Raw genomic sequence first — 14,956 nt, 5'->3', positions numbered from 1 at the left:
CTAGGGAGGGTCTGCAAAAACCCCTGTGGGCCGCGTTTGCGACAGCACCGGCCCGCGAGTAGGCGCGTCGCGAAGCTGGGGCTGGCCGCCCCAGCGAGCGGTGCAACACCCGCGCGGGCCGGCGTTGTCACAAACCCGCAGGGGCGTGGCTTTGCCGGCGCGGGGCGGCGTTGCGAACCTTGCCCAGGCACGAGCCTGGGCGGCGGTCCGCGCCTTGCCCCGCATCCGGCAAAGACCTCGCCGCGGCCCGCAGGGGTTTTGCAGACCCTCCCTAGCTGGCCACCAGCCCGTTGCGGATCGCGTAGACCGTCAGCTCGGAGTTGTTCGTCAGGCCCAGCTTCTCCAGCACACGGGCGCGGTAGACGCTGACGGTCTTGGGGCTGAGCATCAGTTCCTCGGCGATGTCCGACAGCCGCCTGCCCGACGCGATCATCACCAGCGTCTGCAACTCGCGGTCCGACAGCTTCTGGTGCGCCAGCTCGGTGACCGGCGCCGTCAGGCTCTCCACCAGCATCTGCGCGATCTCGGGCGTCACGTATTTGCGGCCCTGCGCCACCGTGCGCACGGCCTGCACCAGCGTCGCCGGGTCGCCGCCCTTGTTCACGTAGCCGTAGGCACCCGCCTTCAGCGCACGGATGGCGTACTGGTCCTCCGGGTACATCGACACGATCAGCGTGCGCAACGGCGAGCCCTCGTCCTTGAGCACGTGCAGCACGTCCAGTCCCGAGCGGCCGGGCATGTTGATGTCCAGCACCAGCACGTCGCAGGGGTCGCTCTGGCCCAGCTTGTGCAGCAGGCCGCGCAGCTCCGTGTAGTCGCCCGCCTCGCCCACCACCTCGATGTCGTCGGCATCGGCCAGCGTGTCGCGGATGCCGCGACGGATCAGGCCGTGGTCGTCGCAGAGGATGACGCGGATCACAGTCGCCCCCAGATGGATTGGCCGACGTCGTCGCGGCCGAAGTCGGTCGTGTCATCCAGCGCGTCGATGGCGTCGGCGTCCAGCGGCACGGTCAGGATCAGGCTGGTGCCCTGCCCCGGCGTGCTGGACAGGTCCACCCAGCCGCCCACCGTCGCCGCCCGCTCGTGCAGGCCGCGGATGCCGAAGCTGCGTTCCTTGGCCAGGTCTTGCGCCGCCACGCCGCGGCCGTTGTCACGGATCTCCAGCGTCAGCACGCCAGAGTCCAGGCTCAGCTCCAGGTCCACCCGGGTCGCGCCGGCGTGCTTGGACACGTTGGTCAGCGCCTCCTGCGCCGTGCGGTAGGCCACCAGCGGCACGCCGGTCGGCAGGGCCAGGCGCGCCTCGCCGATGCGCAGCCCCGCCTCGATGCCCGTGCGGCGCTCGAAGCGTGCCGTCATCCACTGCAGCGCGGCCACCAGCCCCTGCTCCAGGATGGCCGGGCGCAGGTTGTGCATGATGCGCTGGCTGGCGTCGATGGCCGAGCTGACCGTCTCCAGCGCCGCCGCCACGCGGGCACGCACCTCGGGCTCCTGGGCGTGGCGGTCTATCCAGGCGAGGTCGAACTTGATGGCCGTGAGCGAGCCGCCCACGTCGTCATGGATCTCGCGCGCGATGGCCGCTCGCTCCAGCTCGACGCTGGTCTGCAGATGCCCGGCCAACTGATGCAGGCGCTGCTTGGAGCGCACCAACTCGTCCTCCGACGCGCGCCGCGCGCGTTCGCTGTCAGCGGCCTCGATGGCATGCAGCAGCGCCGGCGCCAGCCGGGCCAGGTTGTTCTTGAGCAGATAGTCGGCCGCGCCGTTTCGCATCGCCGCGACCGCCGCGTCCTCGCCAATCTCGCCGGACACCAGCAGGAAAGGCGCCAGCAACTGGCGGTCCTTGACGGCCTCCAGCACCTGCAGACCCGTGAAGCCCGGCAGGTTGAAGTCGGAAATGATGGCGTCCCAGGGGCGGTCCAGCGCCGCGAGCACGGCCGGCAGCGCATCCAGCCGCTCCATCTCCAGACTCAACCCGGCGCGAGCGAGCTGCGTGAGGATGAGATGGTGGTCGAGGTCGGAGTCCTCGACATGCAGCACGCGCAGGACTCTGCCGGCCTGTTCGACACCTGGAATCGTCATGGGCCCGCAGTATGCCCCGCCCGGCAACGGCGCCACGGCGCCACGCTCAACGCCTGCAAGAGCGGTAATACCGCTCGTTCTCACAACATCTCAAGGTCGACAGCTGCCGAAAATGCGGTGAACATGCAATGATTGATTTGCCCTGATCAGATCCACAGGGGCATGGGACAAGAAGCAGCATCCCCTCGCGGAGACACGATGCAGACAGACACCTCCACCGCAGCCGAACTCGACGACGTCGTGGCCGCCATGCCGCTGCTGGCGGCTGCGGAACTGCAGGATCACCTGATGACGGTGACCAACGACCTCGAGCGTCTGCAGCGCCTGCTTGACGACGCCGGCGAAGCCTTGTCCACGCACTTCTACAGCGCGTCCAACCAGACCATGTCGCTGCTCAGCGGCAGCGATGGCGGGCCCGCGTCGGAAGGTCTGAAGCAGATCATGCAGGACATCGCCGGCGCCATCACCGCGCTGCAGTTCCAGGACATGGCCACGCAGTTGATCGCCCACACCAGCCAGCGCCTGCGCAACTGCGCCGACCAACTCGCCCGCGACACCTTCGGCATGGACGACGAGGACGGCGTGGCCGTCGTCGAGATCGCGCCGCTGCGACCCAACCCGGTCACGCAGGACGAGATGGACGCCGGCTCCATCGAACTTTTCTGAACCCCCCGGTCCAACTCAGCCCCAGGCAACCACGCTCTCTCGGAGAAAACTCAAATGCACTCAATCCTCGCTGTCGACGATTCGGCCTCGATGCGCCAGATGGTGGCCTTCACGCTCAAGAACGCCGGCTTCAACGTGGTGGAAGCGGTGGACGGGCAGGACGCCTGGGAAAAGTCCGGCCAGCGCGATTTCGACCTCGTGCTGACCGACCAGAACATGCCGCGCATGGACGGCATCAGTCTGACCAAGAAGTTGCGCGAGAACCCCAAGTTCAAGACCACGCCCATCCTGATCCTGACCACCGAGTCCAGCGACGCGATGAAGCAGGCCGGCCGTGCCGCTGGCGCCACCGGCTGGCTGGTCAAGCCCTTCGACCCGGCCAAGCTGATCGAAGTGATCGGCAAGGTCATCCGCTGATTCCGGTTCCAGGGGAGCACCATCCATGGGTGACATGACCACTGAAGGCGCCAGCATCAGCGCCGGCATCGACCTCAGCCAGTTCTACCAGGTCTTCTTCGAGGAAGCCGGCGAGAACCTCGACAACATGGAGCAGTTGCTGCTCAACGTGAACGTCGAGGCGGCGGACGACGAGGAGCTGAACGCCATCTTCCGCTGCGCCCACTCCATCAAGGGCGGTGCGGCGACCTTCGGTTTCTCCGACGTCGCCGAACTGACCCATCAGATGGAGACGCTGCTGGACAAGCTGCGCCGCCATGAACTGCAACCCAACGCCGCGATGGTGGACGTGCTGCTGCAGTCCGGCGACGCTTTGCGAGCGCAGCTGGGCCGCCACCAGGGCTCGGGTGCCGACCCCTTCGACACGACCGAACTGCTGGTCAGCATCAAGAGCTTCGTCGAGGGCGGCGGCGCCCCGGCACCGGCGCCGGCCCCCAAGGCGGCACCTGAGCCGGCACCCGCGCCGGCTGCGGCCGCTCCGGCCTCCGCCAAACCCGGCGCACGGCTGCTGGAGCTGCAGGTGGGCCCCCTGAACGATCCCGGCGTCGCCGACAACCTCGTCGAGCTGTTCAAGGAGATCACTGACCTGGGCACCATCGAGCCGCTGGACGCCGGACAGAGCTCCGACGGCATGCGCCGCTTCAAGGTGCTGACCAGCTCCTCGGACAACGACCTGCTGGACCTCTTCACGTTCCACGTTGCCCGCGACCAGGTCAAGCTGATGCCGCTGGGCACGGGCTTCGGCTTCTACGAGGGTGCGCCCGGCGCACCGCCGGCGGAGGCGCCGTCCTCCGACCCCGGCTACGGCTTCTTCGACGACGCGCCCGGCGTGCCCGCCGGCGCAGCCCCCGAGGCCGCGCCCGCACCTTCGGCAGCAGCCCCCGCGCCAGCCGCCATCGTGCCCGCCCGCCCCGCCACGCCGGCCAAGGCCGAGGCCAAGCCTGCCGCCGGCGGCATGGACCAGACGACGCTGCGCGTGTCCATCGAGAAGGTCGACCAACTCATCAACCTCGTCGGCGAGCTCGTCATCACGCAGGCCATGCTGGCGCAGAACAGCCGCGAGCTCGACCCGGCGCTGTACCAGCAGCTCACTTCGGGCCTGGCCGATCTGGAGCGCAACACACGCGACCTGCAAGAGTCCGTGATGTCGATCCGGATGATTCCGATGTCGACCGTGTTCAACCGCTTTCCGCGCATGCTGCGCGACCTGGCGGCCAAGCTGGGCAAGAAGGTGGAGCTGGTCACGCAGGGTGAGGCGACCGAGCTGGACAAGAGCCTGGTCGAGAAAATCACCGACCCGCTCACCCACCTGGTGCGCAACAGCTGCGACCACGGCATCGAGATGCCGGCAGACCGCGTCGCCAAGGGCAAGCCCGAGCAGGGCACGATCACGCTGGTGGCCTCCCACCAGGGCGGCAGCATCGTCATCGAAGTGCGCGACGACGGCCGCGGCCTGAACCGCGAGAAGCTCATCAAGAAGGCCCGCGAGAAGGGCATCGATGCGCCGGACACCATGACCGACGCCGAATGCTGGAACCTGATCTTCGCGCCCGGCTTCTCCACCGCCGAGCAGGTCACCGACGTGTCCGGCCGCGGCGTGGGCATGGACGTGGTCAAGAAGAACATCACGTCGCTGGGCGGCACGGTCGAGATCGACTCCGCCGAGGGCTACGGCATGAAGGTGTCCGTGCGCCTGCCGCTCACACTCGCCATCATGGACGGCATGAGCGTGGGCGTGGGCGACGAGTGCTACATCCTGCCGCTGAGCAGCGTGGTCGAGTCCTTCCAGGTGCAGTCCGACACCATCAAGACCGTGGCCGGCTCCGGCCGCGTCGTCGAGGTGCGCGACGAGTACATGCCGGTCATCGAGCTGGAGAAGGTCTTCGACGTGCCGCGCTTCGATTTCGAGCACGTCAGCTCCATCATGGTCGTCGTGGAAGCCGAAGGCGGCCGCGTCGCACTGCTGGTGGACGAGCTCCTCGGCCAGCAGCAGGTCGTTGTGAAGAACCTGGAAGCCAACTACCGCAAGGTCAACGACGTGTCGGGCGCCACCATCATGGGCGACGGCCGCGTGGCCCTGATCCTGGACGTCGGCAGCCTCGTGCGCCGTTCTCGCCACTAACAATCCACCAACGACAGAGAGGTCCGCATGGAAGCCAGCAACGTCCCCGCCCTGCGCCAGCAAGGCGCCGTCACTGCCAAGTCCCATGGCCCCGCCAGCGGCGAGTACCTGACCTTCCGCCTCGGCTCCGAGGAATACGGCATCGACATCCTGAAGGTGCAGGAAATCCGCTCCTACGAGCAGCCCACCCGCATCGCCAACGCGCCGGACTTCATCAAGGGCGTCGTCAACCTGCGCGGCGTCATCGTCCCCATCGTGGACCTGCGCCTGAAGCTGGGCTGCCCGACGGCCGAGTACAACAGCTTCACGGTCGTCATCGTGCTGAACGTGAAGAACCGCGTCGTCGGCGCCGTCGTCGACTCGGTGTCGGACGTGCTGGAACTCAACCGCGAAGCCATCCGCCCGGCGCCCGAGCTGAGCGCGGCGTCGGTGGACACCAGCTTCATCACCGGCATCGGCGCGGTGGGCGAACGCATGCTGATCCTGATGGACATCGAAGGCTTGATGAGCAGCGCCGACATGGGGTTGATGGACGCCGCCATCGCGGCCTGACCGCCACCGCCTGACCTGTTTCGGAAACCACCCGCGACGGCGCGGGGTGGCGCAGCTTTGTCCTCCCCAACGCTTTCAAGGAGGTGCACATGAGCCAGCCCGTCAACTCCATCGCCCGACAGGTCTCACTGACCGGCGCTGCGGCGGTCGCCGTCGTGCTGCTGGGCGTCAGCCTGATCGTCGGCACGCTGCTCAAGCGCACGATCAACGACCAGGTGCACACCTGGGTGAGCGACAAGGCCGGCTCGCTGGTCGACGCCATGCAGGCCATGGACGATGTCGCGGCCAAGCAGACGCAGCGCAGCTTCGGCTCCTTCCGCCAGGAGTTCGGCCCCAGCTTCACGCTGGATGAGGCGACCGGCGAACTGCGCGACTGGGGCCCCAAGCTGAACGGCAATTTCAGCCAGGTCGACAAGTTCGCGGCCGTCAACGGCGGCGTGGCCACGGTCTTTGCGGCCAAGGGCACCGACTTCGAGCGCATCACCACGTCGCTGAAGAACGAGAAGGGCGAGCGCGCCATGGGCACGCTGCTGGACAGGCAGGGTGCCCCCTATGCCGCCGTGTCGGCAGGCAAGCCATACACCGGCCGTGCGCTGCTGTTCGGGCGCGCCTACATGACGCACTACGAGCCGATCAAGAACGACGCCGGCAAGATCATCGGCATCCTCTTCGTCGGCTACGACCTCGATGCATTCGAGCAGGCCATGGACCGCATGGCTGGCAGCGCGAAGTTCTTCGAGCGGGGTGGCACCTACATCGTCGCCGTACCCAAAGACCCGACCAAGGCGCAGCTGGCCGCTCACCCAACCGCCAAGGGCAAGCTGCTGTCCAGCGTGGCGCCGGGCTTCGAGAAGCTGCTGGCCGAGCAGACGACGAACGCCGTCACGCTCGATGACGTGCCCGACGTGCTGGGCAACGGCGCCAGCGACAACTTCGCCGTCGCGCGCAAGAGCGAGAAGACCGGCTACTGGGTCATCGCCCAGGTCTCGCGCGGCGAGGCCCAGGCCGCCAGCCGCACGACGCTGTGGTTCTTCTGGGGCGCGCTGGCACTGACGGCTGCGGGGCTGGGCTTCGGCCTGATGTGGATGATGCGCCGCTGGGTGGCGCAGCCGCTGGCCGCGCTGCAGAAGGCCGTGGGGGCCATCGCGGAGGGCGACCTGAACCAGTCGGTCAGCAGCAGCCGCAACGACGAGATCGGCGCGCTGATCCAGGACACCGAGGGCATGCGCCAGCGCCTGGCCGCCACCATCGGCACGGTGCGCAACTCGGTGGACAGCATAGCCACCGCCGGCACCGAGATCGCCACCGGCAACCTGGACCTCAGTCAACGCACGGAGCAGACGGCCGGCAATCTGCAGCGCGCAGCGTCTTCGATGAGCGAGCTGACCGGTACCGTCCGGCAGACGGCCGACTCGGCCCGCACGGCCAACCAACTGGTGCAGTCTGCCGTCGGCGCCGCGACGCGCGGCGGTGAGGTCGTCGGCCAGGTCGTCACGACGATGGACGAGATCAACACCGCCAGCAAGAAGATCGCCGACATCATCGGCACCATCGACGGCATCGCCTTCCAGACCAACATCCTGGCGCTGAACGCTGCGGTGGAAGCCGCGCGTGCCGGCGAGCAGGGCCGCGGCTTCGCGGTGGTGGCCAGCGAGGTGCGCTCGCTGGCCGGCCGCAGCGCCGAGGCGGCCAAGGAGATCAAGGCCCTGATCGGCAACAGCGTGGAGCGCGTGGAGAATGGCGCCCGCCTGGTGGAGGCGGCCGGCACGACGATGGGCGAGATCGTCGCCAGCGTGCAGCGCGTGCAGGACATCATCGGCGAGATCAGCTCCGCCGCCACCGAGCAGAGCGAGGGCATCGCGTCGGTCAACACGTCGGTCGTGCAGCTGGACCAGATGACGCAGCAGAACGCGGCGCTCGTGGAGGAATCCGCCGCTGCAGCCGAGAGCCTGAAGGAACAGGCGCAACGGCTGGTGGAGGCCGTTGCGGTGTTCCGCGTGTCGGGCAGCGAGTCGTACCGCCCCGCTCCCGCAGCACCGCGGGCCGCGCCTCCCCGCCCCCTCGCCACGGCCTCGGCCAAGAGCTCACCGAAGCCCGCTGCCGCTGCGAAGCCGGTGACAGCGCCTCGCCCGAGCGCACCCGCTGTCAAGCCGCCCCCTGCGCCGGCGCCCCGCCCCCCGGCGGAGGACGGCGACTGGGAAACCTTCTAACGACAAAGGCCCGCGGTTCGCGGGCCTCGTTCATTCAGCCAGGTTGAGTCAGACGCGCTCGGCCACCCAACCGGCCACGCTGTTCAGCGCCGCGGCCACGCCGGCCGGCTGCGTGCCGCCGGCCATCGCCAGGTCGGGCTTGCCGCCGCCCTTGCCGCCGACCTGCTGGGCGACAAAGTTGACCAGCTCGCCGGCCTTGACCTTGCCAATGCTGTCGGCCGTGACGCCGGCCGCCAGCTGGACCTTGTCGCCGTCCACGGCCGCCAGCACGATGGCAGCGGTCTTGAGCTTGTCCTTGAGCTTGTCCATGGTCTCGCGCAGCGTCTTGGCGTCGGCGCCTTCGAGCTTGGCGGCCAGCACCTTCAGGCCCTTCACGTCCACGGCCTGGGCCAGCAGCTCATCGCCCTGGGCGGAGGCCAGCTTGCTCTTGGCGGCGGTCAGTTCCTTCTCCAGCTGGCGCACCTGCTCCAGCACGGCATGCAGGCGCTGGCCCAGCTCGTGCGGCGTGGTTTTCAGCGTCATCGCGGCGCCCTGCACCGTGGTTTCCAGCGACTGCAGATAGGTCAGCGCGTTGTCGCCCGTGACGGCCTCGACACGGCGGATGCCGGCAGCCACGCCGGACTCGGCGACGATCTTGAATAGGCCGATGTCACCGGTGGCCTTCACGTGCGTGCCGCCGCAGAGTTCCTTGGACGAGCCGATGGAAAGCACGCGCACGGTCTCGCCGTACTTCTCGCCGAACAGCATCATCGCGCCCGACTTCTGCGCATCGTCCAGCGCCATGACCTGCGCCGAGGCGCCGGCGTTGGCCAGGATCTCGGCGTTGACGAGGGCTTCCACCTCGCGGATTTCCTCGGCCGTCATCGGCGCGTTGTGCGCGAAGTCGAAGCGGGTGCGCTCGGCGTTCACCAGGGAGCCCTTCTGCTGCACGTGCGCGCCCAGCACTTCGCGCAGGGCCTTGTGCATCAGGTGGGTGGCGCTGTGGTTGCGCACGGTCTTGGCACGGCGTTCGGCGTCGACCTTGGCGGTGAACACGTCGCCCACCTTGACCGTGCCCTCGACGACCTGGCCGTGGTGGCCGAACACGTCGGCCTGGATCTTCAGCGTGTCGGCGACGACGACGCGCGTCGTGCCGTTGCGCAGGTCGCCAGCGTCGCCGACCTGGCCGCCGCTTTCGGCGTAGAACGGGGTGTGGTCCAGCACGATGACGGCGTCGTCACCGGCCTGGGCCTCGTTCACCTGTGCGCCATCGATGTAGATGGCCGTGACCTTGCTCGTCTCGCAGACCAGGTGCTCATAGCCGTGGAAAGTCGTGGCCGCGCCGCTGTAGGCCAGGCCCTGCGCCATCTTGAACTTGCCGGCGGCACGGGCGCGGTTCTTCTGCTCTTCCAGCAGCTCGTGGAAGCGGGCTTCGTCCACCGTCACGCCGCGCTCGCGGCAGACGTCGGCGGTCAGGTCGACCGGGAAGCCGTAGGTGTCGTGCAGCTTGAAGGCGGTGTCACCGTCGACATTGCCCTTGCCCAGCGCACCTTCGAGGATTTCCATGCCGGTGGCGATGGTCTGGAAGAAGCGTTCCTCCTCCTGCTTCAGCACGTCCGTCACGCGGGCCTGCGCCTGGCGCAGCTCGGGGTAGGCATCGCCCATCTCGGCGGACAGGGCCGCCACCAGCTTGTGGAAGAACGGCGTGCGCGCGCCGAGCTTGTAGCCGTGGCGGATGGCGCGGCGGGCGATGCGGCGCAGCACATAGCCGCGGCCGGCGTTGCCGGGGATGACGCCGTCCACCACCGTGAAGGAACAGGCGCGGATGTGGTCGGCGATGACCTTCAGCGACGGGCTGTTCGCATCGCAGTCGCCGCCGCCGGCTTCGTCCACGGCCTTCTTGGCCGCGGCGAGCAGGTTCACGAAGGTGTCGATCTCGTAGTTGCTGTGCACATGTTGCAGCACCGCAGCCAGGCGCTCCAGGCCCATGCCGGTGTCCACGCTGGGCTTGGGCAGCTTGTGCATGACGCCGTCTTCAGTACGGTTGAACTGCATGAAGACGTTGTTCCAGATCTCGATGTAGCGGTCGCCGTCCTGCTCGGGCGAGCCCGGGGGGCCGCCGGCCACGTCGGGGCCGTGGTCGTAGAAGATCTCGGTGCAGGGGCCGCAGGGGCCCGTGTCGCCCATCATCCAGAAGTTGTCGGACATGTAGCGCGCGCCCTTGTTGTCGCCGATGCGCACGATGCGCTCTTGCGGCACGCCCACCACCTTGTTCCAGATCTCGTAGGCCTCGTCGTCTTCCTCGTAGACCGTGACCCACAGCTTCTCGGCAGGCAGCTTGAAGTGGACGGTCAGCAGCTCCCAGGCGTAGGAGATGGCGTCGTGCTTGAAGTAGTCGCCGAACGAGAAGTTGCCCAGCATCTCGAAGAAGGTGTGATGGCGGGCGGTGTAGCCGACGTTGTCCAGGTCGTTGTGCTTGCCGCCGGCGCGGATGCACTTCTGGCTGGTCGTCGCGCGGGTGTAGGCGCGCTTGTCAAAGCCCAGGAACACGTCCTTGAACTGGTTCATGCCCGCGTTGGTGAACAGCAGCGTCGGGTCGTCGCCCGGCACCACGGGGCTGGAGGCGACGATCTGGTGGCCTTTCGACTCGAAGAACTTCAGAAAGGTCTGGCGGATCTCGGCGGCTTTCATCCCGGGGCTTCCTGGAAAAGGTCAGTGACAAAGAGGGGCGATTGTAGAGAGAGGCCCTTGCCTGCCCCGGGTAGAGTGGGTGTCAATACGACTGGAGAAGCCCCCAATGGACGCGAATTCCCCGCTGGACGCGCTGGAGAACCCCGGCCTGCTGCGCACGCAAGCCTTGATCAACGGCGAATGGGTGGGCGGCGCCGAGACCTTCGCCGTGACCGACCCGGCGACCGGCCGCGAGCTGGCGCAGGTGCCCAACCTGGGCCGTGCCGACGTGGAGACGGCCATCGCCGCCGCCGCCAATGCACTCAACGCCTGGCGCGCCAAGCCCGCCAAGGAGCGCGCCGCCGTGCTGGTGCGCTGGCAGCAGTTGCTCGTCCGGCATGCCGACGACCTGGCCCGGCTGATGACCGCCGAGCAGGGCAAGCCGCTGGCCGAGGCGCGTGGCGAGGTGGTTTACGGCGCGAGCTTCCTGGACTGGTTTGCCGAGGAAGCCAAGCGCGTCTACGGCGAGACCATCCCGACAACCGACCCGACCAAGCGCTACCTCGTCGTCAAGCAGGCCGTGGGCGTCTGCGCGGCCATCACGCCGTGGAACTTCCCGCTGGCGATGATCACGCGCAAGGTGGCGCCGGCGCTGGCCGCCGGCTGCACCGTCATCATCAAGCCGGCCGAGGCCACGCCGCTGACGGCGCTGGCCGCCGCCGAACTCGCGCAGCAGGCCGGCATGCCGGCCGGCGTGTTGAACGTGCTGACGGCGGATTCGCAGCGCTCCGTCGAGGTGGGCAAGCTGCTGTGCGAGAGCGACGTCGTGCGACATCTGTCGTTCACGGGCTCCACCGAGGTCGGGCGCATCCTGATGGCGCAGTGCGCGCCGACGATCAAGAAACTCAGCCTGGAGCTGGGCGGCAACGCGCCCTTCATCGTCTTCGACGACGCCGACCTGGACTCGGCCGTCGACGGCGCCATCGCCAGCAAGTACCGCAACGCCGGCCAGACCTGCGTCTGCGCCAACCGCCTCTACGTTCAGGCCGGCGTGTACGACGCCTTCCTGGACAAGTTCGCCGCGCGTGTGGCCCAGCTCAGGACCGGCAACGGCTTCGAGGCCGGCATCCACGTCGGCCCGCTGATCGACGAAGCCGCGCTGCAGAAGGTCGAGACCCACGTGGCCGACGCTGTCGCGCTGGGTGCCAAGGTACTGGTCGGCGGCAAGCGTGTGGAGGCGGCGGCGGGCAGCTTCTTCGAGCCCACGTTGCTGGCCGACGCGGCGCCGCAGATGCTGTGCTCGCGCGAGGAGACCTTCGGCCCGGTTGCACCGGTATTCAAGTTCCAGACCGAGGCGGACGCCATCCAGCTCGCCAACGCCACCGAGTTCGGCCTTGCCAGCTACTTCTACAGCCGCGACATCGGCCGCATCTTCCGCGTCAGCGAGGCGCTGGAGTACGGCATGGTGGGCGTCAACACCGGGCTGATCTCGACGGCGGAGGTGCCGTTCGGCGGCGTCAAGCAGTCGGGCCTGGGGCGCGAGGGCGCGCGGCAAGGCATCGAGGACTATGTCGAGGTGAAGTACATCTGCCTGGGCGACATCCAGAAGTAGTCGTCCAGAAACAAAAAACCGCGAGGCAGCTTTTGGCTGCACACGCGGTCACTGAACCGACTGGCCGGGCCGGATCGGCCCGCCAGCCACACAGTTTCTTGAAGGCTTACTCGAAGTCGGCGCTGAACGTGATCGTGCTCAGACGCGGGGCGCCGAGGTAATAGAACACGCCCTGGGCGGCCTGGGTCTGGTAGGCCACGGCGTTGGTGACCGTGCCCGACGACGGGTTGCGGTACTTGGCGTTGGTCAGGTTGCTGACGTTGAAGCGCAGCTGGGCGTTCTTCACGAAGCCGAGGTCGCCGACCTTGTAGCCGACGTCCAGGTCCGCGGTCTTGTAGGACGGCACCAGCTCGTCGTTCATCAGCGTGGCCTGCTGCGAACCCGAGTACTTGGCCTTCACACGGGCGTAGAACGGGCCTTGCTCGTACTGCAGCGACAGACCCGCCATGTGGCGGGGCGTCAGCGTGAACTGCTTGCCGGCGGTCGGCAGCGTCACGGCGGTGGAGACGCGCAGGTTGTCCTTGATCAGGCTTTCCTGGATGGTCACCGAGGCGTAGGCGGAGAAGCCCGAGAACACGCCGGTGCCGGCTTCGACTTCCAGACCGCGGGTGCGCACGCGGCCCGCGTTCATGTAGACGTTGGTCAGCGTGTTCGGGTCAACGGCGTTGGCCTGGCGGTCACTGAAGTTCGAGTTGAAGATCGTCGCGCCCAGAGACACGGCCGGCGACTGATAGCGGAAGCCGAAGTCCGTCATGATGGACGTTTCGGCCTTGACCTCGGCGTACGGCTGGATGGAGCCGGCAACGAAGCGCACGTTGCTGCCCGTGTAGGCGAAGTTGGACGGCGCGCGGAAGTTCTTCGCGACGTTGGCGAACACCTGCGTGCGCGGGTCGACGTTGAAGCGGATGCCCAGCTGCGGCAACACCTCGGTGAAGGAGCGCTTGACCTGGTAGTCCTGCGACACGTTGGTCGACGTCGTGGCCGTCGCCGACGCGAACGAACGGGTGGTCGTCTCGCTGGCGAAGTTGGTCACGTCACGCTGGACGGTCGGCACGCGGATGCCCACCGAGATCAGGCCGCGGTCGTTGGCGAAGCTGATCTGGTCGTTGAAGTAGGCCTGGTGGGCGGTGCTGACCGTCGACCAGTCGCGACCCTGGTAGCAGGAACCGTTGACGCGCTGGATGCAGCCTTCGCGCATCCACATGTCGGTGGGCGAGCCGTCGGCGTTCAGCTGCACGGCCGGCTGGGTCTGGCGGTGCTTGGCACGCTCGAACCACAGGCCGAACTTCAGGTAGTGGTTCTCCCAGGTCGTGCTCAGCTCGGCGGTGACGCCGGGGCGCTGCGTGCGCGTGACGCTGGCGCGGCCGACGCGGACGGTGTCCAGCGTATCGCCGTCACCGTTGATGTCCTTGGCGCCACCCAGCAGGCCGGAGGCCTCGCTCAGCGCGACTTCAGACCAGCCGCCGTTGCCAAAGCCGTACCACATGTACGGCTGCACCTTCAGGTAGGTGTCCGGGGCAACCTTGAACGAGCCCGACACCGATGCGATGACGTTCTCGAACGGGTTCAGCGACGTCTTCCAGAAGATGGGGTTCATCGGGCCGGCGGGGTTCGGCGCCGCCGGCGTGCCGATGGTCGCGGCTTCGTTCTGAGCACCCGCGCCCGGCGTCAGGCGGGGCTTGAAGGTCGTCGCGAAGTCGTAGTAGTAGCCGTTGGCGTTCAGCTGAGCCAGGCTGATCGAGTAGATGTTGTTGTTGACGGCGCGGTTGTAGAGCACCGAACCCAGAATCTTGTTGTCCTCCGACAGGTCCAGCGAGAAGCCGAAGTCCACGTGGTCCTTCTTGGCCTTGCCCTCACCCTTCCACTTGTCAGCCTGGGTGTGCGAGACGCTCAGGAACATCTTGGCCTTGCCGTCCATGAAGCGGCCGGTGTCGGCGCGCACATAGGTGCGGGTCATGTTCAGGCCGCCGAGCGTCTGCGAGAAGCGCAGGCGACGCTTGTCGGCCGGGTCGCAGGTGATGATGCCCACGCTGCCGCCGGAGGCGCCGCCGCTGGGCGATTCCAGTTCGGTGGAGCCTTGCGCGACGGACGTCGTGCAGACGTTCTCGGTGTCGATGAACTCCTGCGGGTAGACGGCGAAGTTGCCCGAGTCGTTGACGGGCACGCCGTTGACGGTGAAGCCCAGCTGGTCGGAGTTGAAGCCACGAATGGACAGACCGCCGCCGAACAGGCCGGTGCCGTCGTAGTTGTAGGTGTTGACGCCCGGCAGCAGCGCGATGGCCTGGTAGGAGTTGCCGGTGGAGCGATCCTTCTCCAGCGACGCCTTCGTGACCGTGCTGCGGCCCTTCACGGAGTCGTCATTGATCATCAGACCCGAACCCAGCTTGGCGCCGGAGCCCACGACGGTGATGGTGCCCAGGCGGACGGCGTCGTCCTTGGCGCGGGGCGTTTCGGTGGGCTGGGTACCCGCTGCTTCCTGCGCGTACACGGTGCCGGTGGCCAGTACGGTGACGGCCAGGGCCGTGGCCGTCTTGCAGAACAGTCTGCTCTTCATTCGTGTGACTCCTAGTGGGCGCGCCGGGCGCGCTGGGCTGTAACAAATTCCGTTGACAT

The 14,956-nt window shown here is 67.7% G+C and carries 10 protein-coding genes; 6 read left to right on the top strand and 4 right to left on the bottom strand.

Annotated features, from left to right (window positions below; genetic code table 11):
• Positions 1 to 271: 271 nt before the first annotated feature.
• Positions 272 to 919 (bottom strand): response regulator, encoded by a 648-nt coding sequence (locus ACG04Q_RS09555; protein WP_394510676.1) that lies wholly within the window; start codon positions 917 to 919, stop codon positions 272 to 274.
• On the bottom strand, positions 916 to 2,076 hold the full coding sequence (locus tag ACG04Q_RS09550; RefSeq protein ID WP_394510675.1) for a hybrid sensor histidine kinase/response regulator: 1,161 nt from the start codon (positions 2,074 to 2,076) through the stop codon (positions 916 to 918). Before ACG04Q_RS09550 ends, ACG04Q_RS09555 begins: the two co-directional genes overlap by 4 nt.
• A gap of 198 nt (positions 2,077 to 2,274) precedes the next feature.
• On the opposite strand from ACG04Q_RS09550, the gene ACG04Q_RS09545 reads away from it, so the two are divergent.
• The 5 genes from ACG04Q_RS09545 (at position 2,275) to ACG04Q_RS09525 (ending at position 8,082) form a co-directional block, all read left to right on the top strand.
• Positions 2,275 to 2,742 (top strand): hypothetical protein, encoded by a 468-nt coding sequence (locus tag ACG04Q_RS09545; RefSeq protein ID WP_394510674.1) that lies wholly within the window; start codon positions 2,275 to 2,277, stop codon positions 2,740 to 2,742.
• Positions 2,743 to 2,796: 54 nt separating this feature from the next.
• Positions 2,797 to 3,159: a response regulator gene (locus ACG04Q_RS09540; RefSeq protein WP_056199337.1), complete on the top strand. Its 363-nt coding sequence runs from the start codon at positions 2,797 to 2,799 to the stop codon at positions 3,157 to 3,159.
• 25 nt (positions 3,160 to 3,184) lie between these two features.
• Positions 3,185 to 5,320, top strand: a complete 2,136-nt coding sequence (locus ACG04Q_RS09535; protein ID WP_394510673.1) for a chemotaxis protein CheA — start codon at positions 3,185 to 3,187, stop codon at positions 5,318 to 5,320.
• 27 nt (positions 5,321 to 5,347) lie between these two features.
• Positions 5,348 to 5,872: a chemotaxis protein CheW gene (locus ACG04Q_RS09530; RefSeq protein ID WP_394510672.1), complete on the top strand. Its 525-nt coding sequence runs from the start codon at positions 5,348 to 5,350 to the stop codon at positions 5,870 to 5,872.
• An 89-nt stretch (positions 5,873 to 5,961) separates the two neighbouring features.
• A complete protein-coding gene (locus ACG04Q_RS09525; RefSeq protein ID WP_394510671.1) occupies positions 5,962 to 8,082 on the top strand; it encodes a methyl-accepting chemotaxis protein in 2,121 nt (706 codons plus the stop codon).
• A 48-nt stretch (positions 8,083 to 8,130) separates the two neighbouring features.
• Here the strand turns inward: ACG04Q_RS09525 and alaS are convergent, their stop codons facing one another.
• Positions 8,131 to 10,752 (bottom strand): alanine--tRNA ligase, encoded by a 2,622-nt coding sequence (gene alaS, locus ACG04Q_RS09520; protein ID WP_394510670.1) that lies wholly within the window; start codon positions 10,750 to 10,752, stop codon positions 8,131 to 8,133.
• 106 nt (positions 10,753 to 10,858) lie between these two features.
• On the opposite strand from alaS, the gene ACG04Q_RS09515 reads away from it, so the two are divergent.
• Complete coding sequence (locus ACG04Q_RS09515; protein WP_394510669.1) at positions 10,859 to 12,343, top strand: NAD-dependent succinate-semialdehyde dehydrogenase; 1,485 nt, start codon at positions 10,859 to 10,861, stop codon at positions 12,341 to 12,343.
• 106 nt (positions 12,344 to 12,449) lie between these two features.
• Here ACG04Q_RS09515 and ACG04Q_RS09510 read toward each other — a convergent pair whose 3' ends face one another.
• A complete protein-coding gene (locus ACG04Q_RS09510) occupies positions 12,450 to 14,897 on the bottom strand; it encodes a TonB-dependent receptor (protein ID WP_394510668.1) in 2,448 nt (815 codons plus the stop codon).
• Positions 14,898 to 14,956 lie beyond the last annotated feature (59 nt).

The organism is Pelomonas lactea (assembly GCF_043555885.1).
Classification (GTDB): domain Bacteria; phylum Pseudomonadota; class Gammaproteobacteria; order Burkholderiales; family Burkholderiaceae_C; genus Pelomonas; species Pelomonas lactea.
This window is presented reverse-complemented; position numbering and strand designations above follow the sequence as displayed.